This window comes from Pseudoalteromonas piscicida (assembly GCF_002208135.1).
In the GTDB taxonomy this organism is placed as follows: domain Bacteria; phylum Pseudomonadota; class Gammaproteobacteria; order Enterobacterales; family Alteromonadaceae; genus Pseudoalteromonas; species Pseudoalteromonas piscicida_A.
In genome coordinates, this window is record NZ_CP021646.1 from 1169111 (window position 1) to 1192417 (window position 23307).

A 23307-nucleotide genomic window follows, 5' to 3' on the forward strand; every position below is an offset into this window, starting at 1 on the left:
GCAGGTTCACCCTGTGATCTCGAGTGTTGTTTTTGTTGTTACTGCTCGCCGCGTAAAGCGTCTCCTACAACACGGAGTAGGAGCAGGTTCACCCTGCGATCTCGTGTGTGGTTTTTGTTGTCACAGGTCGCCGCATAAAGCGTCTCCTACAACACGGAGTAGGAGCAGGTTCACCCTGCGATCTCGTGTGTTGTTTTTGTTGCTACTGCTCGCCGCGTAAAGCGTCTCCTACAATATGAAGTAGGAGCAGGTTCCCCCTGCGCTCTTGCTCTATCTATGTACCTTGATCATCAGGTGAATTAAATGACACGATATGCTTTTGCAACAAATGCATTTGAGTAAACAAAAAGGTTTCACCGTTAAAATCTGCCAAGTAACGGCTGTTACTGGGTACATTTGCAAGGCGTTGATATATCTTTTTACTGAGATGATAAGACCATAGTTGGTTGTCGTTGTTTACGCCGTACAATATACCGTCTTTATAAACAGCAAATGGCTGAGCTAACTGAGTGCGTAACTCATAGATCTCAGTCGGTACGGGAACTGTGTTTGTGTTAACAAGCCAAAAACGCTGACTCATATCTTGATAAAGAAAATGTTCACTATCTACTTGCGCGGCCCAAACTACATTTTCAGAAACAATGAGCGAGGATTCTTTGGTATCTTTGTTAAGAATGTAAAGCCCAGCATTTCCATTCTCCCTTGCTGTGACCAATAACGTTGTTGGCGTTAGCCACTGCAGGACAGAATCAATGGCAAGCGAATTAGAAATGAGGGTTTTCTCACCATTTAAAGACCACAACGTGAGTCCTTGTTGTGTTGTCCCTGCTATCGCATTACCCGTAGGAGACCACACAATTCGTTTGCTGATATTGTCTTGCTGTGAATCGGTAAGCTGTGAAACATCTTGGTCATTGTAAAGCCATAATTGCCTTGAGCCGGTACGTGTAGATGTAAAAGCAATATGATCACCATGAGGTTGAAACTGTGGGTTGTCTTCCCTCATTGTTGTTCTGGCAATCTTAGCTGTCGTAGCGGTTTGGTGATTTCGTATTTGAGCAAGACTTAAGGTAAAAATATCGGTATCGGCATTTATCTGTGTCGCTAAAATCTGTTTTCCATCAGCTGAAAAAGAAGCCTCTCTTAGATTCTTTCTACCCCCAGTATCAAGTGCAACCATTCTCCCGTTGGTTTCCAGTTTATAAAGTCCGTTGGTCGTCGATGCGAGCAAATACTCGCCGCTTGGGTGGTAACTGACTTCAATTGGCTGCAATGGTGACAATTCGTGCGGTAGTACTATCTTTGCCGTGACCGTTGGCGTCTTATCGGGATTGTAAATATTCAGGTGATGAGAGTTGTGCTCATCAATGCTTACCATGGCGAAAACATTTTGATTTGCAAGGTAGTCAAGAGTGTAGTTTTCAAAGTTTGGCAAATACTCGGTAGTGCGGCTTTTTCTTGTTTTTAAATCAAAAAGGTAGGGCACTGCTTGTTTAGGACGCAAATGAGATAAGTAACTTATCTCGCCGTTTTTCATCCAATTTGCACGCCACATGGGCTTTTCTTGGCAAGCGATAACGGCATGTGGATTTTGTGGTGAGTTGATTGCGGTATCGACATCTAGTGTGTTTAAAGACCAGCAAAAGGAAGATGTCTCTTGAGCCTTGCAATGACTCCGTTCGGTAAAAGTTAGTTGCTTTGCGTCGTGTGACCAACTTGGTTTTCCGTACACGCCTTGGCGAGCGGTTAAGCGAGAGGTGTTGTGCGAGGCTAGATTTTTTACCCAAAGCTGACTATGGCAATTATCGCTAAAGCGCTGAAAAACAATCCATTGGCCATCAGGTGAGTAGCTGGCATTTGCATCCCATGCGTCACTTGTGGTCATTGGAGTAAAAGTAGGTTGAATAGGTACTCTGGGGTTGGTCTCTGGTTGAATTATAACCGTAAAGAGATAAGCCGTGATAACTATGGCTAGGGCCGCTACACCAAGTTTTGCAGCGCGTGGGCGAGATTTTTGGGTCGCTTTATGCGCGATCGGCTTATCGCTTGTCGACGTAACGGGTGCCTCTAAACTATAGCCTTTTTTACTGTGCGTTTTTATAAACTCTAACTCACTATCAGCATATTTGAATACTTGGCGGATTTGGAAAATGCAGCGCTGCAATGTATTTGGAGAAACAACTCTGTCGTGCCAAACGGTGTTAAGTAGTTGCTCAAAGCTCACCACTTCTCCTGGTTGTTTTGCCAACTCACAAAGTACCGCAATTGCTTTAGGGGGGAGCGCAAATGTCTGTTGGTCGATAACAATATGATTGCGGTTTACATCCACAAGGTGCTCTGCAATCAAAAACTGCTTTAATTCCATTTTAAAATTCTTTTTTCAGCGAATTATCAGCGAAAAATCAGCAAACTTTGCTGTTTTATCGCCCTGTTTTTTTCTAATGTAACACACTGATAAAAATAAACTAAAAAGGAAAGTCATGCGTTTTATAATTTTGCTAGTGTTAATGCTACTTGCAACATGGGGCAAGGTGTATGGGCAAACATTAGAACAACAAGCCATCACGATTGGAACTAAAATAACTTTTGCATCTAAGATATTAAATGAGAATAGGGAGGTCATGATTTATACGCCAAATGACTATGACCCTAAGAAACAATATCAAGTGTTGTATTTACTCGACGCTGAATTCTTTTTTACTCAAACCGTGGGCATTGTGGAGTCTTTGGTTAGCACTGGAAAAGTACCTGCTACCATCGTTGTTGGGTTGAAAACCACAGTGAGAACAAGAGACTACTTACCGCCAATTAGCGGTGAGGCTCAAAGCGATAGACAGCGCTGGATTAAAGAGAAGTTTCCTCAATTTGGCAAGACAGCCGAATTTACAGCCTTCTTAACTCAAGAGTTATTTCCTTTCATTGAGTCGCAATATTCACTCAAACCTAATCGTACGTTAGTAGGGTATTCCAATGGCGGGATCTTCGGACTACACACCTTTTTAAGCAAACCAGAGATATTTACCAATTATCTGCTTGTTAGTCCACCAGGTTGGTGGGGGGCGGAAGAGCTCGATCAGCAGTTTAAAGCGCTTAGCAACTCAACTCATGATTTACGTCGCAATCTGTATCTTAGTATCGCTGGGGAAGGTGGCGACTTTTACACCAACGGTATGCGAGTTGCGTCAAACCTGAAAGCACTCCGATCAAAAGAAGTAAATTGGCAATTTAGCCTCAAAGAATTGGAAACGCACCAAACTACGTTTTACCCAAGTCTCTATGAAGGATTAACGAAACTTTTTGACGATTTTTACTTTGAGCTTAATGAAGAAGCAGGAAAATATGCGCATATCTCTGATATTGAAGATTATTATCTAAAGCTCTCTAAGCGCTATGAGTTTGATGTGTTAATGCCTGAGTCTATATACAGAGCACTTGCTGACGTGCAAACCAGCCATAAACGTCTAGACGCTGCACTTGTGACTTTAAATGCATTTGTCACGCGTTATCCCGATTCGTCTTATGCACATGCAAGCCTAGGCCATGGATATTTAGAGAACAAAGCGTATAACAAGGCGCTTAAAAGCTTTAATCACGCCTTGCAACTTGCGAAAGCACAGCAAGTCGACGATCCGTCAGTATATGATTATTTCGAAAGCATGATAGCTCAAGCAAAAAGTAAAATCGTGCAGTAAGCTATACAGATCGCCGCGTAAAGCGTCTCCTACAATATGAAGTAGGAGCAGGTTCATTCTGCGGCTTTGTGTGTGGTTTTTGTTGTCACAGCTCGCCGCGTAAAGCGTCTCCTACAACACGGAGTAGGAGCAGGTTCACCCTGCGATCTTGTATGTGGTTTTTGTTGTCACAGATCGCCGCGTAAAGCGTCTCCTACAATATGAAGTAGGAGCAGGTTCACCCTGCGATCTTTTATGCTTTTACTACCTACCTGTCGAGCTTGCTCGATAAGTGCTGCTTAACGGCGGGCCATTCTGAGGCGATAATCGAATACACAACGGTGTCTCTTAGCTCGCCGTTTCTCCCGATCTGGTGGCTGCGCAAGACACCATCGAGCTTGGCACCAAGTCGCTCAATGGCATTGCGAGAGGCATGATTAAAAAAGTGAGTTCTAAACTCAACGGCAATGGCGTAAAAATCTTCAAAAAGTTGCCGTAACAGCAAAAACTTACACTCCGTGTTAACCGCTGTTCGACACACTTTATCGCTGTACCAAGTATAGCCTAGCATGGCACGGCGATTGGTTATATCTGCATTGTAATAGCGGGTGGTTCCCACGATTTCGTTGCTGCTATTTAGCCTTACCGCATAGGCAAGGTTGCCTTCAGATGCTTGACTTATCGCAGTGTTAACATAGCGTTCCATATCGTCTGGATTGGGTACATTGGCATACCAAAGCTTCCACGCTTCACCATCTTTTACTGCCTGTTGCAGCGCATTAATATGTGTTGTTGATAATGGTTCAAGGGTGACATGGTGTCCTATCAGTGGTTTATCAGTTGGCCACATGCGTTACTGCTTCCTCATTTTGAGTATTTTGATGGTATCTTGTTTTGCAAGAGATACAGCTAAATGATTTGGGTCAGTCACAAAAGCCAAGGCCGATATATTGGCTAGGGGATTGGTCAAATCATCAATAGTTACGGTATGTGTGAGTTTGCCTGTTGCGTTAACGCTAAATTCTGCAATACCAGAGCTACTCTCTGAGGCCGCGTACAATCTTTTGCCATCAGGAGTAAGTAACAAGGAGGAGACACCGTCAAGTGGCTTACCAACTTGGTCTGCATCAATGATCTGGAGCAAATGATATTGGCCGTTTTGTTGACGCTCAAAGGCTAAAATGCTGTTACTGCCTGCCGCTGCGACATAAAAAACAGTGAAATCTGAGCTTGCAACCAAGGCTTGTGGTTTACTGAGTGCGAGCAGGTTGGTGTCGTCTTTAACGATACGCTGCTTAACAGCATAAGTACCTTTTGTCTGTTGCCACAGCGTAATGACATCGCCTTCATAACCTGCGACGATAAGCGCGTTAGCCTCTTTACTTACTAGCACATCCACAGGTCCAGCCATATCAGTTTGCTTGACGCTATCAATAGGGCCTAGCCACGTCACGCTGTTTGCAGGTGTGATCCTAAAAGCAGTGACCGTATTGCTTTTATAACTTGGGATAAATGCATAGCGCTTGTCGTCACTTAACCTAATTTTCCAAGGTGCAAACAAGCTAAGGTTATCATGAGCTGAGGCATTTTTGGTTGGATCAAACACCACTTTGTAAGACACTTCGTCAGAAAAGGTTTGCACAAGGTTAAACTTACCCGCTTTATCTTTCGCAAACACATTTAATGCACCATCGTAAAAGCTCGTGTTAAGAATGAGGTTGTTGTTAACGAATACAGCATCGGATGCGCCAGTAAGTAAAAGTGGATGCGCATCGCTCGATTGAAAGAGTTGATCTTGGACTAGCTGCTTATTTGCATTAAGCGTAAATATAACCACTGCGTTATCGTCGCCACTTACTGCAACGGCCTGCGTACCTTGGTGATTAAAACGCAGCTGCCTTGGATTATCTAAGCCGCTAAACCCAGCGGTGTTATTTTGGATGGTTTGAACAACGTCGAACGTTTGGCTTTGTGTGCTAAATGAAATTGACCCAAGTGCGATAAGCATAAGTGCGCTTATAGTAGGTTTATACATCTTTACTACCTAGTAAATCTTACTTGAGTTCCAAAAACGCTCTCATTTCGTCTAAGCGGTTCATGCCGTCTTCAAATCCAAGCTCAATGAGTTTTTGTGTATAAGTACGCTCAAACAGCAGGTAACTCGTTAAACTCGACGGCGAATGCTTTTTAACCCCCATGGTTCTGAGCAATAGCTTTATTGCCAACGGCATATCTTCGTAATAATGATCTGCGACTTCATTAAAGTTAACTGTGGGGTTGATGAGCATATGGTCTACTCGTCTGAGTTCTTTGTGCTTTTCTCTGGCCGGTAGCAAACTTACCGTACGGTTGACGCGATCGAGTCTTTCGATGTCTGAATTTAAGGTATCGCTAAATACACTATCTAGTAGATGACCCGCAACCACCGACATGCCCGGAAAATGCGGTTCATAACCGAGCGGCTGTGGTAGTTTAGGCTGCTCAACACCAATCACAAAGATTTTATCCGCACCTAAATGAATGGCAGGGCTAAGCGGGGAAAGCTGGTGAATAGAGCCATCACCATAGTAATGATGCTTAACGCGAACGCTCGGAAATACCATAGGAATAGCTGAACTTGCCATCAGTAAGTCGAGCGAAATCGTGCCTGGAATGCCTTCGCGTTTTGAGCGCTGCCAAGGCTTCGCATCGTTCGCTTGGTAAAATGCTACAGACTTACCCGTAGAATAGCTTGAAACCGTGATTGCTACGGCATCAAGATAATTGCGGTGAAGATTGTGATCAATGCGATTTAAATCAAGTACATTTGCCAGCAGCTTTCGAAGAGGCGAGTTATTTAACAAACTGGCTGGTGGTTGATTAAGATATTGCGCTTGAAAACTGCGCATCATATTGGCAAATAAGTGGCCGTATGCTCCGGTAAACGAGCTTTTGTACACCATGTCCGTGCTAAAGTTCTTCCAAATATATTCTACTTTTTTCACCGCGAGGTGAAAGCAAGATGCGTAACAGGCAATCCCCGCCGAATTAATCGCACCAGCAGAGGTACCTGCAATAATATCAAATGGAAGGGGGGAGGTACGAGGCATGCATTGCGCTAGAGCCTTTAACACGCCGACTTGGTAAGCAGCTCTTGCGCCACCTCCAGTCAGTAGTAAGGCAATTTTTTTATCACTTGTTCTATGCTTTCTCAAAAGAGGCCATCCTGCTGTTAAATTTGCTTAATTTAAATTTGGTCTTTTTATGCGTTATTTATCTTTATTGATTTCGCAATGCTTTAGGTGCAAAGAGTTGATAACTCCAGTAAATGCGTTATTTTTAGTAGTAACTTAAGCCGTTTTTAAGTTGTATTATTTATTCTAGTTGAACCTAGCTAAAACCCAAGTTGTCTGAGTGCTCATGTCTGCTCAACAAATTGAGCTATTATTTTGAAATTTAAGCACTAAAGCGTTATGGTGGCACAAACAAATTTTAACAAACTAGCGGTTTAATTTAGTCGCTAATTGGCGCGATTTTGTATTTAATGAAGTGGCGATTTAGCTTAACTGCAATGTACTGAACTTAAGTTCGGTGCTCAAGTATTTTTATTAAGATCAAATGTTTGAACAAGGTGTATGCGAGTTTGCACCACAACGCATTTTTTTAGGGTTTCAGCGCGCATTAAGTTATTAGTCAAGTATTTGATGATAGTTTTACATTAACGCGTATCAACAATGACGAAGAGGGAGTCCCCATGTCAGAGAATCATCAAGAAGGTAATAAAAGACCTTCTAACAGCCAGTTGTTATTTGCCGCAGTAGTTGTACTAGCGTTGATTATTGTGGCTGTGTTTGTGCTAGCACAAAAAGACACTCCATCGACGGAAAACCAAAAGGTAAAGCAAGATATTGTTGTGCCTGAACAAACAGAAACGCCACTGGTCAATACCGCAAGAGAAACACAACCAGAACAAGTGGTTGAATCTGAAGTAACCTTGCCACCGCAACGAGAGCAAATCGAGCCAGAGCAAGTGGAACCGGTTGAACCTGAAGTAACGCTACCGCCGCTTTCGCAAAGTGACGTAGAAATTAAAGAAGCGGTATCGAATTATCTCTCTAATCAAGCGGTAAAATTGCTGGCAGACGATGATGTGATCCGCCGCACGGTAGTTTATGTTGATAACCTAGCAAAGGGTAAAGTGGCAGAAAACCACGCACCAGTGGTGAAGCCGCAAGATGGCTTTAGCGTCATTGATGACGACATTATTATTACCGACCCTAACAGCTACGAGCGTTACACACCTTATGTGGCGATGTTCGACACCATGAGTACCGCGCAAGTGGTTAGACTATATGACCAATACAAACCATTATTTGAAGAAGCATACGAAGAAATAGGCTACGAAGGAGATGCATTCAACGGCACGTTAACTGATGCAATCGACGAGTTGTTGGCAACACCCATTCCAGACACCGCATTGCCTTTGGTAAAAGACTCAGTTACCTATAAATATGCTTATGCAGAATGGGAGCAACTTTCTCCGGCGCAAAAACAGTTTTTGAGAATGGGTCCTGAAAACATGAAGAAAGTGAAAAAGCGTCTAGAAGAAATCAAAATTGCGTTGAACAAATAAGCGTACAGCCTCATAAAACCCACAAAAGCTTGGCAAACTGTTTAAACATCACCCAGTTAGCCAAGCTTTTTGACTTTTCCCTTGCATCCCCCTGAAATCTTCGAGATAATTCATCCCGCGCCAAACAAGGCCCTCAATGGTAGTCTTATTGGTCCTCTCGCAACAATAGTACGTGAATCTGGTCAGGTCGGGAACGAAGCAGCCACAGCGTATGACTTGTGTGCCGGGATGTGGCTGGTAAGACTGCCACCCAAACCTACATATTTGTTGTTTGAAGTGTAAGTCTTATTAATAGTACTTAAAGCTATACTAAAACATACTAATTCCTATCTTTCTAAAGTAAAAAACTAGATCTCAGTTCATTAGATCAATAGCACTTCATATACTAATCTACTAAAACTCATTCGTACTAATTGGTTTAGTTACCGTGTTAGTCAAAGTTCTTGCACAGGTTAAAACAGATAATTCAGGTTTATTGATTGAAGTACCTGTGTTGCTTAGCGAATATGGTGTATTTGATCCCTTACTTGATTACGTTATAAGTCAGTCGCACATTAAAAGTTTGCCATGGATGAATCGCATTACGTTTGCTTGCCAGCTTTTTCTCGAGTACATGGAAGCCAACACAGGGTTATTTTCAGACGCCAGTAAGTTATTTCAATCATTTGTAATGCGTTTATCGTTGGGTACCATTAGTCCTGAGGGGAATGATCCATCGGGTTTATATTGGTTACCTCGCTCTACAGCAAACGTAAATCAACTTTTATCTGCGCTAAATGGCTTAACGGATTGGCTCACCAATAACAGAAATACAACTAGCTTAAATCCAGTTGACCAAACCCTAGTGCTGCAAGAGCTATGCACAAGCGCCACCACAAGAACCACCAATGCTTTAACGGTATTGAATGCTGTGCTTGAGCAACAAAGTAGAATAACGCCTCTTGACTTTTCTATGGCAACGATCGGGCGGCTGTCTAAAGAGCAAGGCGGCCCATCAACACAAACCATCCGTAATCGCACAGGTAAGCATTTTCAGCAATTAATTGAGGCTTGGGCAGCCTATGCAGGCACATCGTGTAAAAAGCCGCTCTCAGTGCGCCAAAAACAGTTATTGAACAGCAATGACCAACATATTCTGGATGCCATCGACGACCCTGTGATTAGAGCCGTTGTAGGCTCACTGATTGCCGAACGTAACAAATACCGTGACCAGCTCAACACATTAAAAGCCGCAATTTCTGATGCGTTTTTCAATAAACAAGGCTGGGAGGTTATGCCAACTGGACAAGTCAAAGATGCTGAGGGGAATGAAATTTATAAGCGTGGATATGTGAATGGGCTGAGGAAGATGCTCCCTTAATGCTGCAACGATAGTTAACACTTATAAAAATGAAACAAGTAAGATTGCATAGCTAGCCCCAGCATTGGCAATATCGTCAAGAGTTTACCTTTTTCTCGTCCCAGCTTTCTATAATAAACACGGCTGCGGTATGTGCTGCATGTACTGCTAGTCGAGCGTGACGGGGTTTTATATTATAGCGAGTTCTTCCCTCAGCGTGTGCGGCACTTGCATGAGTGCGCAAGGCTCCAATACCACTAACTGTTGAAAATAACCCACTCAGGATTCGAATTAGGTCCTCGTCTTGAATCTGCCTAATATCAAAGCCGAGCTCGTCTTTTATGACTTTCCAAACTCCCTGTAGGTCTTTTTTAGCAGGCATAGCTAAGCCTGCATCTTCGATAAAAGTCTTACAGACTGCTTCAAGTATGTTGCAAGCTGCCAATATTGCTTCTCTTGGGTCACGAACTAAATTTTCTAGAGCCCTGTCGAATTCTGCATTTATAGCTGGTAAGTCTCGGTTTTTGATGATGGTAGATAAAGACTTTATCGGAGCGCTAGCCCCATCTAATATAAGACCACCTTGATGATATTCAAGTCCATATCTAGACAAACATTTCCTAATATTTTGAACATACTGGTAAGCTTCGTTTTCAACTTTTTGAAACATTACTTCGGTGTATTCTGACTGATAATCAGGGTTTTCCATATAATTTTCTATAAGCTTACCCAAGATATCTAAAGGTTCATTGGATTGGCTATTGACTCTTCTTAACCATTCAAGGGCTTTGACCGACTTACTACCTTCAGGTGGCTCCCCAGGAGCGTTGGAGTACATGAACAGAGAGTCCATAGATGCGTGAGTTTCTAAGTTTGACAGAGCATCCGCTGACACAGCGATAAGTGGAGCTGGTATCTGTTTGTTCATTTGGTATAAAGCCTTGAGTTTGTATGGCAATTAAGACTGCCAGAAGTTAATCTATTTTGACAGGTGAAGTGCAATGAGAGCATTCAGTTAGTTTTTTGGAGTATGGCACATCTTCACTTGAACGGCTCCAAACATGAAAACAAGATGGGCACCTAAACCATCTTGTTTCGTATTGTTTTGGTGCGGGGTTTAGATCAATAATTTCCCTAAAAGCACGTGTCAGTTTTCTTTTATAGCGGGGGTTTTGCTGAAATCCATAAACTGGGTCATATAACGGCTCGATCTCTTCTGCCAGTTGCTGTTGTTCCTCCCACTTACGTTGTGCTTGTTCCTTTTTAGCGAGTTGTATTTTTTGATTTTTACTACGGTAAAACTCTGTAAACCTTTGTGTTTGCTGTGGGTGGTAATGCCAATGCTTGATGCTTAGCTTCTCAAGTAATTCAGATTCAACTTGCTCTCTGTAGCTATTTACTTTGCCTTCAACATACTTTCTAAAATCCTCTACGTCGACAACTACAATGGCGGACTTTTGGTTGTATGTAGAGCTAAATTGGTAAGTACTACTCTCTAACGTTAAAACAAGGGTGATGTCGAAGTCGTTGGTGTGTAGGATAGCAATTTCGTTTTGCGCGCTTTCAATGGCTGGATTCAATGTTACTTTAGATTGATATTCGTATACCTTTTCTTCAGTGATCAACACGCCCTCATCGGATTTATCACTGTTTGGATAACCGACATATCGAGGAAGATGAATGCTAGAATTGGTAGCAAGTATATTACGGCACAACCAAAAAATAGCGCGTTTATAACTTATCTCACATGGCTTATCTTTGGAGTTTACCTTCGGTGCATGTTTGAAGTGATCGCGTCTTATGTTCGTTTTATACTTGTGCGCGGAAAGAGGCATATCGCAGCTGATGCAAAAACAATTGCACTCTAAACCGCTTTCTACTTCATCGACAAATGCGAGAGAGCCATTTTTATCTTTAGCAAATGGTATCAATACTTCCACTATTATTCCTTTTCACAAGCAGATAGCAAAGCTCAATATGTTATACCTAGTTAATTCATTTGTTAATATCTTGATTGATAACTTTATAAACCGTGTTTCTTGAAACGTGCACCGTGCTTGCTATTTGGCTGACTGGTGTAGCTTTTGCGCGTAGCGATAAAATGCTTTGTTTGGTGTTGTCGGATATTGGCTTGCGGCCTTTGTATTTACCCGCTTTTTTAGCCGCTGCAATGCCTTCGAGTTGGCGCTCTTTTCTGATATTGAGTTCAAACTCGGCGAACACGGCGAGCATATCTAAAAAGGCTTTGCCCGAGGCTGAGTTGGTTGAGATGGGCTGCTCCAGCGCTTGTAGCTGAACATCGTTGGATTTTAGGTGGTTCACTAAGGTTTGTAAGTCGAGTACGGAACGAGCGATGCGGTCGACTCGTGTCACGATTAACGTGTCACCAGCACGAAGGTAGCTAAGTAGGGCTTGAAACCCATCGCGTTTGGTATTCGACGCTGAAGCCATGTCGGTAAACACCTTGTCACAACCAGTTTCCTCAAGTTTAGCTACTTGCAAACCTAAAGACTGATCTGTGGTCGAAACTCGCGCATATCCAATCTTACTCATGGCAATTGTTCATTTAGCATCTAGACTAAATAAACATAGTGCGTACTAACGCCTTAAACCACCCTAAATGAACACTTTTAATTGGTATTGGTGATGTTCAACTAGGGTATACGCTATTTGAACTATGATTTGCCGCAGTTTTAGGAAACGCCATCACAATGGACTTGCAAAACCCCGACCTGATTTTAGTAAAACGCCTATCAGAACACTCATGCTCTTACTTCGTGGTTGAAAGCATTGCGGGTACTGATGTGGTGTTGACGGATATTGAAAGCGGTGGGCGGTTTAACTTTGAAAAGCCAAGGCTTGAGCAACTTGTTTCAAACGGCCAGCTCAGAACCATTGCGCGGCGTGAGCTACCAACCAAGTTAACCTTTAAACCACTCAGTAACGTTAAAAAGCCTAAAGCTGAAACTGCGGAAGATGTTACATCCAAAAAAGAAATGGAGCGACGTTACAAGTATGTGCAAGGCGCAATTGAGCAGAGCGTACCTGCCTATACAGAGAAATGGCTAGCACCATTTATTGCCCAAAAGGCGGTGGAGATAAACGACAGCAGTCCACCGTCATGGCGCACGCTAGCCCATTGGAACAAAGCCTTTGTGGAAAGCGGCTGGGATAAACACGCACTGACGCCAAGGCATAAAGCCAAAGGTAATCGCACCAAGCAACTGCCTCAAGAAGTGCATGACCTAATCGATGAAGTGATCAACGAATACCTTCGTACACATACGGTGGTGAGGTATCAAAAGGTTTATGACCTGCTTCTTGAGCAGCTTGATACGCTGAATGCTGAAAGGCGTAAGGCTGATTTAGTTGAGCTAAGACCGTGCAGTTATAGGTGGATAGTGAATAGGCTTCAAAATGGATAAATATAACGTGGAAGCGAAAAGTAGATGTTTTTGCATAGTTGTTTCTCCAGTGCGTTAAACAGTATAAGGAATTGTAAAATTGATATTTTTTGAGCTTGAACCATCTGATATTTCTAATCTTAGTGATGCGGATCTAAGAGAAATGGTTGCTAGATTGTGTGAAGCGGAATTAATTAGCCAGGAGCTCCAGCCTTCTTGTGTTTTGTGGGGGGGGCGCAAGAAGCGGCCGATGGTGGTCTTGATGTTCGGGTTGTTGATGCAATCCCGTTATCAAATTCAGGCTTTGTAAGCCGTGATAATACTGGTTATCAAGTAAAGAAAAACAGTATGAGTAAAGCTGCCTGTAAAAAGGAAATGCTTGATAAAGGGAAAGTAAAAGCTGTTATAGGTGATTTGTTAGCTAAAAAAGGCGCTTATATAATTGTTAGTGGAAGGGACGATTGCTCGGATAAAATGCTGTCTGAACGCATTCTTGGTATGAAGTCAGCACTTGAAGATTTAGCAAATAGTGATGCGCTTCTTCTCGATTTTTATGGAAGAGATCGACTATGCGCATGGCTGAGACAGTTTCCTGGCGTAGCCTTATGGGTGCGCTCTAGACTAGGGAAGCCTCTAGCAGGATGGCTTCCTTTTGGGACGTGGACCGCTACCCCGCCAAATCAAGATGATGAATTTTTGTTGGACGAGCATCCTTGCATTATCGATGTAAATACTCCCCAAAAGACACCTGTAGCTATTTCTGATGGAATCAGGCTTGTACGTGAAAGATTACTGAAAGCAGGTTCAGTAGTTCGAATAACCGGTCTTTCTGGAGTTGGAAAAACACGCTTTGCTCAAGCACTTTTTGAAGATGGTGTATGCGAAAAACCTTTGCCGGAAGCAAATGTAATTTATGCAGATCTTGGTGATGATTTATCCCCAACTGCATCTGAGCTTGTTTCATATTTAATAGCTAATGATTTTTCATGCTATGTAGTTCTTGATAATTGCCCACCAGATGTTCATAGGAGACTGCAAAAACAAGTATCGTCAAATCAAGCGAAATTAAGCCTTCTTACTATTGAATATGACATTTCGGATGATCGCCCAGAAGAAACGGAAGTAATACATATTGAGCCCTCAAGTGAGCGGACTGTTTCCAAACTTATTCAAAAAAGGTTTTCGTCTCTAGGGCGTGTGAATGCTGATAAAATTGCAGAGTTTTCTGGGGGAATGCACGTGTTGCTATTGCATTGGCAAGTCGAGTTGATTCAGATGAGACGTTAGCAAAGTTTTCTGATGAAGAGTTGTTTCAAAGGCTATTTAATCAAAGAAAAGGCGCTGCCGATAATTTACTTGAAAGTGCAGAGGTATTATCGCTAGTTTATTCCTTTAACGTAAGCATGAAAGAGTTCAATAATGAATTATGCACTCTTTCTAAAATTGGAGGGTTAGAACGCAACAAGTTAAATCGTGACCATGCAGAGTTACTGCGGAGACAGCTTTCACAGCAGCGAGGAAATTGGAGAGCAGTTTTACCGCATGCGTTAGCTAATCGTCTTGCAAGAAGAGCACTGCAAAACATAGATCCTGACCAAATTAATGCCGAGTTGTTAAAGGGTGATAATTTACGTCTATTCAAATCATGCGCTCACCGATTAGGGTATCTACATGATTTTGAACCAGCTCGAAAACTCGCTTACACGTGGACGAAGGTTGATGGGCCATTTCACAACATTGCAGTGTGTGATGCTGAGTTACTTACGGCTCTAAGCCACATCGCGCCTGTTTTTCCAGATACAATTTTAGAAGCTATCGACAATGCATCGGAAATTCAAGAATTTTGCTCGCGAAACAATCAAAATTTCTCCGTTATTGTTCGACTACTTAGAAAGATTGCATATGATGATCAGCACTTTGATCGCGCAGCTGAGCTAATCCTTCGCTTTGCTGAAACAGAAAAAGCTGGAGAGAATAACAATAGTATCGTCAGCCAATTGTCGAGCCTTTTTTCATTGTATCTCTCAGGTACACAGGCTACGCCTACACGAAGACATTCTTTTGTCAAAAGAATGTTGGATTCCGGTGATACGAAACAACTAGAGATTGCACAGAATATTCTTCGATCTGCTTTTGAGGCTTCTCACTGGACCTCATTTGGAGGGTTTGATTTTGGTGCCCGAAGCAGGGACTATGGATGGGAGCCGAAAACAAATAAAGAAAAATTGGATTGGTACGTAGGTTTTGCTGAATTATTAGTACCCCTATTAGATTCGAAAAAAGAGTCCAGAGTTAACTGGGCAAAGGAACTACTGGCAAACTATTTTAATGGTTTATGGACATACGCAGGTTGTTTTGACTTTCTTGAAGGTATTGTACGCAAATATGCTGTTGGTGGTCAGTGGCCAGATATGTGGCTATCTATTAAAAAAACAATTCATTACAACGGGAAGAAGCACACCCCCGAATTATTGAAAAAAATTGAGGAGCTAGAAAGTTTAGCTGCACCGAGTGATCCCTATTCTGAAATCGAAGCTTATGCATTGACTAACACATGGGATCACATAGAGGTGATAAATGGGGATTTCACAAAAAATTCAGAAGAAATTAACCGTAAAATAGAAAAGTTAGGGGAGTTAGCGGTATCCGAACCTGAGTATCTTGAAAAATTGGCACCAAGGCTTTGGAAGCAACATATCGATGCGCTTTGGCCGTTCGGCAAGGGGTTGGCTAAAGGTTCATCCGATCAAAGAGCAACCTTTGATACTCTGGTTCGATTGATGCAAAGGCAAGAATTGCAATTAGTTCAAACTATCCTCTTTCGCGGATTTATTGCTGGCGTTCATGCAGATAATCCGAGTTTGTCACGGATACTCCAAGAGTCAGTCTTGGTTGTACCTGAGTTAAAACCTTATTTTGTTGATCTTCTGTCTGCAACGCCAATAGCGCCTTGGGGTACAAAAAGACTCATAGGTTTAGCGAAGAATGCAGAATTGGAAGCTTGGCGCTTCCAGCATATAAGGTCTGGTCGGATTCATGAACCTATATGTGATGATGATTTATCAAAACTTCTTGGTGCAATTAATGATTTAGATGGTGGAATATTTGTAACCATTGCAATACTGAGTATGCGATTCTTTACTGAAAAGAATAGCAACTATAGTCCTAGCAATGGCCTAAAATCAGTTGGTCGGCTAGCCATCTCGAAGCTTATTTCAATGCACAGGGATGAAATAAACAGGCAACAGTCTCATGGAATGGACAGAGTAATGGAAGAGTGTTTCTCGGAACCTGCAACGGAGAAAGAAATTCGCGATATTGTTAACTTGCTTTGCGACGGCCTAGAAACATATCGGCTATATGGCTTCGAATTAGAAAATATCATAGCCCATCTGGTAAAAACCTATCCTGAATTTGTATTGGATAGAGTATACATCGACAGCGAGAACAGCGTACTACTTATGCATTTGCTTTTCGAAGACAGGGGCAATCGTAGTAGCTCTCCTTTAAATTTAGCTCCGATTGAGCGAGTGTTAGGTTGGTGTAATGGCAATCAAGATAAGATCCAGAAAGTAGCTGGTGCTGTTTCAGCATATACGTCCTTAGACAAGGAATCACAGACTCTAGACAATCCAAAGAAAGTAGCCCTTAGTAAACATATCACTTCACTTTTAGATGCCGCAGAGGACAAAGTAGCTTTAGTTGAAACTATTTTCTCTAGGTCTCGCCCTTCTAGTTATTCTGGATCGCTTGCCGACATTCTTGAAGTTAGAAAAAAGGCGTTCGCAGAGCTTTTAAATCATGACTCTCCTGGGGTGCAAAAAATTGCCAAGGTTAAGCTTTCTCTTTTAGATAGGTCAATAAGAGAGAATAGAAACCACGAGTCCGATGAATACAATCAGCGAGAACAGCGATTTGAATAACTAGTCTGATTGTAGCATGGCTCTGCTGTTTGGCTTCTGTTTTTAGGTTACTAATTTTTCACTACCGTATATTATTGTTTTAATTATTATTTGTATGTTTAGTATGATTTTCACTATAAATTTGTAAGTCTGCAAATTTGTAGTAAAACCCCGCATAAAAATTGAAATATAACCCTGCATAGCCTACTTTTAAATCGTCTCACATATTCGGTGATGGTTATGATCTGGCGTAAACTAAAGCACTCCAGAGTCAAAAACCTCTACAAGTTTGCAAGTCAAAAGAACAAAGCCACTTGCTTAGGTGAATCATCCTTAGAGTTCGATGCGTGCTTTCACTTTGAATACTCTCGTGAAATAAAAGCCTTTGAGGCTCAACCGTTAGTATTTGGATATGAATTCAATGGCAAGGTTTGCGGGTACACGCCTGATTTTTTGGTAACGCACCATAAAAAGCCGCAAAAACTTATTGAAGTTAAACCCTTTAGTAAAATATCAAATCCTGAATTTAGAGCAAATGGTAGAGGTATAAGATGGATGGAAACAAGACGATTTAAAGATAGATAAAAGCCCAATAGCTCGTTGATTACGGTTGTTATGCAATCAAAAACACTTCTCAATAGTAGCTTTGGAGCTACAACAGGTGAATAGGAATTTATGGGACCGTCATGAAAAAATCACTCGCAATTGTTGTTTTTATAACCGCAGTAGTTGGCATTGCTGTTTTCGTTATTGGAGATATACAAAAGAAAACATTAAAGGAAGCAATTGCCTCAGCTGTAAATGTCGAACCAAGCAAGTTATTGCTAAATCTCCCTCCAAAACATGCTCGTTTTCCGGGCTCAATACTATCACCAAGCAATTCATCATTTATGGTTTACAGCTCGGGTGATGCTGACGATGAATCTATTTTGAGAAGTGAACAATTTACTATAGAAGCAGTTGTTAACGATATGTCCAATATTCATGCTGGTGGAAAAAGCAGCTTGTTTAACAGTGCGTTTTCTAATGATGGGCAGTTGGAAGTAACTCTTAATATTAAAGATGCATTTATTGCAGAATTACCAGTTGGTGTATTAAAGGAGAAAATTGCAAAAAATGTTTTAGTGCAGGCTGCTATGGAAAATAATATAGAGCCAATTATTGTAAGTCGCGCGTATGTTGGTGTAGTTGAGTACGTGGTTCGCGCGCTCAATGAGTCTGGTGTCAAAACGCTAGTTGATATGTCTAAAACTGGATATAAAGTTGAGAAAGCAAGACTTGGCTCATTTAACTTTTCAGATAATATTGAAGGTAGAAAAGAAATATCCTTTTCTATTAATTCGCCTATCGTATTTGCCTATGAAGTGATGGAAGCAAGTTATGTTGCTACTGATTTATCTGACAAAGGTGCGTTAGTATTAAATGAATTAAGCTCTAGAAGAGTGGCAGAGATCGGTAATGAAAACCCTGTTCAAGAACAAAAAACGAACAAGTCATTTGGAGTGGTTACAATTGGCAATGCACATTACGCTAACTTTCGCTCGCTAGATATACCGCAATCTACAGAAGCTTCTCTTTTGATGGGGCAATTCTTTGAATCTTATGACCCAGTTTTTGTAAAGCAACTGAATAGCACCAAACAAATGCCGATCAGTGATGATAAGCTGTTGGATTGGACGGTGGATCTGGCACTAGAGCTTCTTGAGAATCCTGTAGAGCACCTAGTGGTGTATTACACAGGGCATGCCCTTTCTTTACCTAATGGAGAAATTGCACTACTTCAAGGTAATGTAAACAAAGACTACGCGGAACGAGCTGCACAGAGCTATAGCCCTTCACTTAGTGAGTCGGGAGATGGTCTTGTTCTTGTGGAGCAGCTATACAATGCGCTGTCAATGGCAAACGTACCTTTCACATTAATGATCGATGCATGTTACCCAAATGATGAGATGGCTGATGCCCTTACTAGGGTTAGCATGCTATTAGGGAATAAGGAAGGAACTGAACTTTACTATATTGGTGATAGTGCGCTGATCACAAATGAGCTGTCAGATATTGGGAAGGTCATGCGGCAAATTGGGAGCAGATTTGAGTACCGCCAACAAAACAATGCTGTGATATTTTCATCGAAACCTGGTGCCAAGTCCGTATTTAAGTCTAACCCAGTTAACCCATATGGCTTTGAGTTGCCACCACTAGCTGCACGAATATTAAAATTTAGTGATTTAGTTGATTCTAATAATAGAAAAGAAAAATTATCTAAAATTGTAAGAATGAATATAGATTCATTGAATGGTGTTGGAGAAATTAGTCTAAGTGGTTCAATTACATGGAGTAATCTTGAAACAATGATGAATTCATTGTAACAAGTAAAGCATTGTCGTGGATCATTTAGCTAATACCCAATGTAAATTTAGAACTCAATGGCCCAGAGTATATAGCATTCAATGGGACTAACAGGGCTTTGTTTCAGGCAATTTTCAGTCAGCCTATTTATGTATTTCGCTTTGTGGCATTGTTGCACAAATTTGTTATGCATTTATCGTTGGGTAAAAATATGGCAAATCCCATCAGTACTTTTTGTAATGCGCTGTAATGTCCCTACTCATTTTTCGTTTCTATACTTTGTGCGCAGCTTGAGGGAAGGCCTTCAAGCACAAGTTCGAAAGAAGGAGTTTGTTTATGTCCAGTCCAGCGAATGTCACAATTAAGAATAGAACAAATCAATCAATTACTACGAAAGTAACTCGAGACTCTTGGGTTGAGGGTGATGGCAGTTCAATTGATGGTAAAGTCATCCCTCGAGGTGAACATGGCGTCTTTCAGGTAATCGCTAAAACGGGCCATCATGGTGAGTTAGATATTGATTTTATTGGTGGAGACAGCGGTAACGTACTCGGTACTTTGGAAATTTTGAGTATTAAAGACCCTCAAGAAGGTGTAAAGAGCCTCGCAGTAAATACTAACCAAAGCGAAATAGATGTGTCAGCTATGGGATATAGAAGTTCGCCCAATGATGACGAATTACGAAGAATTAATTTCTTAATTGTCTAGTCGTTAATATTGAAAAGAGTAAGGCAGTTTTTTGGCACTAAAATCTGGTTTGTGTAGTGAAAATATCATACCTGACCTACACCTTAACTTCCTCATTAAAGTGGCATAGAGTTAACTTTCTCTATGCCAGCATGTCTTATACAGTATTTTAGTCTTTTAAAAACGGTTACAAATGTTGTTTTCTTTTCTCCTTGAGAAAATCAACACAAATGTTAATGTTTTCTAAATTAGACATTTACCACTATCAAGGACTGAAACAGTGAAGATTAATTCACCACTCGTTAATTCGCAGGTCAATTTAGTCAGTAACTTAACCGCTAAAAAGGAGGCTAAGGCGCATAACATCGAACCTCAAGCACCAGAGAAGGAGATGAACGCTACGGCATTGTCAGCCGAAAATACGCCAGTATTAACTGAAGAAGAAATCCAAAAATTAAAACAAGAAACTTTTGAGATTAGCAAACAAAATTATAAAGTGATGGGAGAGACGCAAGAGGCGTTTGCAACCACCTTAAGCGAGTTTGAAAAATTTAAAAAAGAACAAAGTAGCTTAAATCCAGGAATTGATTTGAGTTCTTTAGATTTATCGCAAGAGGAAGATGGCACACTAAAACTCGTTGGTGGAGGTGTAGGCGGTAAATTGCGTGATGATCTTGAGTCTATAATTAACGAAAACAATAAGCTAAAAAATGCCTATGAACAGGTACATGAAGGACTTGCACAAATTGTTCGATTCTCTGGTGCAGATCGGCAAGGCATCGAAGCAAAGGACCTTTATGGCAATATTAGGTTGAATGAGTTAAGTAAAAGCTTCGAAAACCAATTCCATGATACGGGCTTTGGTCAGGATTATCATACACTTGAGGACAAAGTGAATAGCCACCCAATGCTGTTTGCAATGAAAATGAACGAGGCAATATATCCTAGAATTAACATAAATGTGTAATTGAGTATCGATAGCTAGGGCAAGTCTCACATTTTGTATGACGCTCAAAAGTTGAAGATAGTGATGAACGGGCGCAACTACAATACTCCAGAGTCTAAAATATCAGAGACTGCTTGTGTAAAGCCAATCGGCAAAAATTCGTTAAAATGAAATTCACTTATAAACTATGACGTTAATAAACTTTGTAGCAGAATCTAAAGCTCTATAACCATGCTTTTGCGCAGCACTAAACTTGGTTTTCTGATCAGTTTTAAGGAGATGCCAAACACCGTCATAAAAAACTTCAAGTTGACCTTCTAGAACATGAACAAGCTCTTCTGCAACATTATCATGCGGCTCTCTTAAGTGTTCATCATTTGGAATGAGAGAAATGACAAACACCTCGGTATTTTTGCTCCCGTTAGATGAATAAACAGGAGCAAATATAGAGCCTTCTTGGTTGATAGAGTTATTCGAATTCTGCGGGTCGCTCGGATCAAGTAACATTGTGTACTCTATGCCAATACCCTGCGCCAACTTCCACAATAATTCAACTGTTGGACTAGACTCAAACCTTTCAATTTGTCCTAACATCGCCTTGGAGATGCCGGTCATGTTGGCCAATTTATCTAGGCTTAGGCCTCTCTCTTTTCTGATGTCTTTTAATCTAACACCTAGGTTTTTGGAAATTTCCGATTTAACTTTCATTATGTTGTGCGTTATTGCGTACAGTGATATTGTGTGCACTATAACGCACAATGCAGCACTTATCTATTCAGAAGGGAATTACATGCCTAGTAAAACTTTTGTTTGCTTCGTTTATTTACTTTGTTTCATCAGCTCTGTCAGTGTAGCGTCAGAATATACGCCTTTAGACAACTTTATCGTTAAAGCCAAATCCGTGACCAAGTCGGCTTCAGGCACATCCGTTGTATTGATTAAGGATGGTAAAATTACTCACGAAGTTCACGTTGGTATGGCGAATGTTGAAAAGCAGATCCCTGTCGATACAAATTCGGTTTACTACTTCGCTTCGACAACTAAAGCGATAATGGGGCTGGCGACATTACAGGCTGAAAAAGAAGGTTTGCTTTCTATGGACTCTACTTTGAGGCAGCTATTTCCAAACGTTAAGTTTTCTTATATCAATCCTGACAACTACTCAGTCAGAGACTTATTGTCTCATCGCTCTGGATTAACCAATGACGCGATGACATGGACTTTTTCTTACACTGGAAACCATGATAAAAAGCAACGACTTCATTTTGTTTCCTCGCTAAAACAGCACCCGAAAATTAAAAAAGGTGAGTTTGGTTACACAAACCTTGGGTACAATCTTTTAGCAATATGGTTTGATGAGAACTATGAAGGGGGATGGACAAATGCGATTAAAGATCTAGTGCTTTCACCTGCAGGAATGAAAAATTCAACAGCAGATGTTGACCAAGCAAGATTGCAAAATTGGCCTATTCCAAGCCCATATTCATATAAATTCCGAAGTGGTCAATCTGAGATTTATATGAATAAAAACAATGCGACTTTGTATTCAGTGGGTATTTTTGCCAGACCAAATGATTGGGGTAAGTTGATAACCCACTTGTTACCAATAAATGCAGAGCGCTCAGCGTTTCCCAAGTCGGTTGTAAGAGCGTCTCAACAACTACTGGTTACTGATATTGATAGCTATTTTTCCGGCTATGGATGGGGATGGATGCACTCAAAAGTGGCTGGTGAAAGTGTGTTAATGCACACTGGAGGGTTTGATGGCGCTTCTGTTCAAGTATCTTACGCTCCCGAAAAAAACCTTGGTGTCGTTGTTGTTCATAACGAAAGTGGACTCATTGCAAATGAGTTAAATGGCAGAATAACTGAAATCGCTTATAAAATGTTAACTAATCAAGATGTGAGTAAGCTTATTGAATTCCATCAAGAGGAGATGACTGATCTTGCTGTTTATGTCGAGAAAGCAAAGGCAGAAATTGCCGCTAAAAGAGAAGACTTGTCAAAACGCCGGAGCATATCACCTTCGCTTAAGTCATTACTTGAAGGTGTATACGAAAACACGGATGTTGGACGGTTGATTATTAAACAGAGAGACAGCGATTTATATCTTGCTTGGGGGGATTTACGGAGCAAGGTTTACAGTGGACTAGCCGATAATGAATTTATAGTAGAGCTTAGACCGGGTAAGTTCTACGAACTAACCGCTGATAAAAGCATGTCCGTTATCGAATTAAAGGGTTGGCAATTTCAAAAAGTTAGATAATCCGGAGGCAAGGTTAGTGGCAATCTCGATGCAAGCTAGTGTGACAACGCCAAAGTTGAGTGGCGGATATACCGACAGCTCCTTTTGGGGCTCACATTAGCGTAACAGTAGCTCCAATTTCAACCCCAAAGTTT

General features: G+C 41.3%; 19 protein-coding genes and 1 other RNA gene. 12 read left to right on the top strand and 8 right to left on the bottom strand.

Annotated elements, in window-relative coordinates; genetic code table 11:
* Positions 1-274: 274 nt before the first annotated feature.
* Entirely contained in the window at positions 275-2365 is a 2091-nt protein-coding gene (locus B1L02_RS05595; protein WP_088530235.1) for a winged helix-turn-helix domain-containing protein, read from the bottom strand.
* A gap of 115 nt (positions 2366-2480) precedes the next feature.
* On the opposite strand from B1L02_RS05595, the gene B1L02_RS05600 reads away from it, so the two are divergent.
* Positions 2481-3692 (top strand): alpha/beta hydrolase-fold protein, encoded by a 1212-nt coding sequence (locus B1L02_RS05600; RefSeq protein WP_088530236.1) that lies wholly within the window; start codon positions 2481-2483, stop codon positions 3690-3692.
* A gap of 247 nt (positions 3693-3939) precedes the next feature.
* Here the strand turns inward: B1L02_RS05600 and B1L02_RS05605 are convergent, their stop codons facing one another.
* The 3 genes from B1L02_RS05605 to B1L02_RS05615 are packed head-to-tail and all read right to left on the bottom strand — an operon-like array spanning position 3940 to position 6865.
* Positions 3940-4521: a GNAT family N-acetyltransferase gene (locus B1L02_RS05605; protein WP_088530237.1), complete on the bottom strand. Its 582-nt coding sequence runs from the start codon at positions 4519-4521 to the stop codon at positions 3940-3942.
* Positions 4522-4524: 3 nt separating this feature from the next.
* Positions 4525-5706: a beta-propeller fold lactonase family protein gene (locus tag B1L02_RS05610; RefSeq protein ID WP_088530238.1), complete on the bottom strand. Its 1182-nt coding sequence runs from the start codon at positions 5704-5706 to the stop codon at positions 4525-4527.
* 19 nt (positions 5707-5725) lie between these two features.
* Positions 5726-6865, bottom strand: coding sequence for a patatin-like phospholipase family protein (locus B1L02_RS05615; protein WP_088530239.1), 1140 nt, complete (start codon positions 6863-6865; stop codon positions 5726-5728).
* Positions 6866-7404: 539 nt separating this feature from the next.
* On the opposite strand from B1L02_RS05615, the gene B1L02_RS05620 reads away from it, so the two are divergent.
* The 3 genes from B1L02_RS05620 to gmtX all read left to right on the top strand — a co-directional run bounded on the left by B1L02_RS05620 (position 7405) and on the right by gmtX (position 9643).
* Positions 7405-8283, top strand: coding sequence for a DUF3014 domain-containing protein (locus B1L02_RS05620; protein WP_088530240.1), 879 nt, complete (start codon positions 7405-7407; stop codon positions 8281-8283).
* Between the two features lie 146 nt (positions 8284-8429).
* Positions 8430-8526: signal recognition particle sRNA small type (ffs, locus tag B1L02_RS05625), an RNA gene on the top strand.
* A gap of 184 nt (positions 8527-8710) precedes the next feature.
* Entirely contained in the window at positions 8711-9643 is a 933-nt protein-coding gene (gene gmtX, locus B1L02_RS24290) for a gamma-mobile-trio protein GmtX (RefSeq protein WP_223191915.1), read from the top strand.
* Between the two features lie 76 nt (positions 9644-9719).
* Here gmtX and B1L02_RS05640 read toward each other — a convergent pair whose 3' ends face one another.
* The 3 genes from B1L02_RS05640 to B1L02_RS05650 are packed head-to-tail and all read right to left on the bottom strand — an operon-like array spanning position 9720 to position 12175.
* On the bottom strand, positions 9720-10550 hold the full coding sequence (locus B1L02_RS05640; protein ID WP_088530241.1) for an abortive infection family protein: 831 nt from the start codon (positions 10548-10550) through the stop codon (positions 9720-9722).
* A 46-nt stretch (positions 10551-10596) separates the two neighbouring features.
* The gene (locus tag B1L02_RS05645) at positions 10597-11562 is read right to left on the bottom strand and encodes a hypothetical protein (protein ID WP_088530242.1); all 966 of its coding nucleotides are present in this window, start codon (positions 11560-11562) and stop codon (positions 10597-10599) included.
* 55 nt (positions 11563-11617) lie between these two features.
* Complete coding sequence (locus tag B1L02_RS05650) at positions 11618-12175, bottom strand: recombinase family protein (RefSeq protein WP_088530243.1); 558 nt, start codon at positions 12173-12175, stop codon at positions 11618-11620.
* 158 nt (positions 12176-12333) lie between these two features.
* Between B1L02_RS05650 and B1L02_RS05655 the strand changes: the two genes are divergently transcribed.
* The 7 genes from B1L02_RS05655 to B1L02_RS05680 all read left to right on the top strand — a co-directional run bounded on the left by B1L02_RS05655 (position 12334) and on the right by B1L02_RS05680 (position 20928).
* Positions 12334-13047, top strand: coding sequence for a hypothetical protein (locus tag B1L02_RS05655; protein ID WP_088530244.1), 714 nt, complete (start codon positions 12334-12336; stop codon positions 13045-13047).
* A gap of 204 nt (positions 13048-13251) precedes the next feature.
* Positions 13252-14313, top strand: coding sequence for a hypothetical protein (locus B1L02_RS24295; RefSeq protein ID WP_223191914.1), 1062 nt, complete (start codon positions 13252-13254; stop codon positions 14311-14313).
* Entirely contained in the window at positions 14280-16949 is a 2670-nt protein-coding gene (locus B1L02_RS05660; RefSeq protein WP_223191913.1) for a hypothetical protein, read from the top strand. The genes B1L02_RS24295 and B1L02_RS05660 overlap by 34 nt, the downstream gene beginning before the upstream one ends.
* A gap of 219 nt (positions 16950-17168) precedes the next feature.
* Entirely contained in the window at positions 17169-17513 is a 345-nt protein-coding gene (locus tag B1L02_RS05665; RefSeq protein WP_223191912.1) for a Tn7 transposase TnsA N-terminal domain-containing protein, read from the top strand.
* A 101-nt stretch (positions 17514-17614) separates the two neighbouring features.
* The gene (locus B1L02_RS05670; protein ID WP_088530245.1) at positions 17615-19294 is read left to right on the top strand and encodes a hypothetical protein; all 1680 of its coding nucleotides are present in this window, start codon (positions 17615-17617) and stop codon (positions 19292-19294) included.
* 316 nt (positions 19295-19610) lie between these two features.
* Positions 19611-19982, top strand: a complete 372-nt coding sequence (locus tag B1L02_RS05675) for a hypothetical protein (RefSeq protein ID WP_088530246.1) — start codon at positions 19611-19613, stop codon at positions 19980-19982.
* Between the two features lie 370 nt (positions 19983-20352).
* Positions 20353-20928 (top strand): hypothetical protein, encoded by a 576-nt coding sequence (locus B1L02_RS05680; protein WP_223191911.1) that lies wholly within the window; start codon positions 20353-20355, stop codon positions 20926-20928.
* Between the two features lie 153 nt (positions 20929-21081).
* Here B1L02_RS05680 and B1L02_RS05685 read toward each other — a convergent pair whose 3' ends face one another.
* Positions 21082-21615 carry a helix-turn-helix domain-containing protein gene (locus B1L02_RS05685; protein WP_017216057.1) on the bottom strand — a complete coding sequence of 178 codons (534 nt, stop codon included), beginning with the start codon at positions 21613-21615 and terminating at the stop codon, positions 21082-21084.
* Positions 21616-21697: 82 nt separating this feature from the next.
* Here B1L02_RS05685 and B1L02_RS05690 point away from each other — a divergent pair, with 82 nt between their 5' ends.
* Complete coding sequence (locus tag B1L02_RS05690; RefSeq protein ID WP_157757222.1) at positions 21698-23173, top strand: serine hydrolase domain-containing protein; 1476 nt, start codon at positions 21698-21700, stop codon at positions 23171-23173.
* Positions 23174-23307 lie beyond the last annotated feature (134 nt).

What these genes read in the sequence shown, in the direction of transcription:
- B1L02_RS05595 (WP_088530235.1), bottom strand. Translation starts at nt 2,365, where the DNA reads ATGGAATTAAAGCAGTTTTTGATTGCAGAGCACCTTGTGGATGTAAAC.
- B1L02_RS05600 (WP_088530236.1), top strand. Translation starts at nt 2,481, where the DNA reads ATGCGTTTTATAATTTTGCTAGTGTTAATGCTACTTGCAACATGGGGC.
- B1L02_RS05605 (WP_088530237.1), bottom strand. Translation starts at nt 4,521, where the DNA reads ATGTGGCCAACTGATAAACCACTGATAGGACACCATGTCACCCTTGAA.
- B1L02_RS05610 (WP_088530238.1), bottom strand. Translation starts at nt 5,706, where the DNA reads ATGTATAAACCTACTATAAGCGCACTTATGCTTATCGCACTTGGGTCA.
- B1L02_RS05620 (WP_088530240.1), top strand. Translation starts at nt 7,405, where the DNA reads ATGTCAGAGAATCATCAAGAAGGTAATAAAAGACCTTCTAACAGCCAG.
- B1L02_RS05640 (WP_088530241.1), bottom strand. Translation starts at nt 10,550, where the DNA reads ATGAACAAACAGATACCAGCTCCACTTATCGCTGTGTCAGCGGATGCT.
- B1L02_RS05650 (WP_088530243.1), bottom strand. Translation starts at nt 12,175, where the DNA reads ATGAGTAAGATTGGATATGCGCGAGTTTCGACCACAGATCAGTCTTTA.
- B1L02_RS05655 (WP_088530244.1), top strand. Translation starts at nt 12,334, where the DNA reads ATGGACTTGCAAAACCCCGACCTGATTTTAGTAAAACGCCTATCAGAA.
- B1L02_RS05665 (WP_223191912.1), top strand. Translation starts at nt 17,169, where the DNA reads ATGATCTGGCGTAAACTAAAGCACTCCAGAGTCAAAAACCTCTACAAG.
- B1L02_RS05670 (WP_088530245.1), top strand. Translation starts at nt 17,615, where the DNA reads ATGAAAAAATCACTCGCAATTGTTGTTTTTATAACCGCAGTAGTTGGC.
- B1L02_RS05675 (WP_088530246.1), top strand. Translation starts at nt 19,611, where the DNA reads ATGTCCAGTCCAGCGAATGTCACAATTAAGAATAGAACAAATCAATCA.
- B1L02_RS05680 (WP_223191911.1), top strand. Translation starts at nt 20,353, where the DNA reads ATGAACGCTACGGCATTGTCAGCCGAAAATACGCCAGTATTAACTGAA.
- B1L02_RS05685 (WP_017216057.1), bottom strand. Translation starts at nt 21,615, where the DNA reads ATGAAAGTTAAATCGGAAATTTCCAAAAACCTAGGTGTTAGATTAAAA.
- B1L02_RS05690 (WP_157757222.1), top strand. Translation starts at nt 21,698, where the DNA reads ATGCCTAGTAAAACTTTTGTTTGCTTCGTTTATTTACTTTGTTTCATC.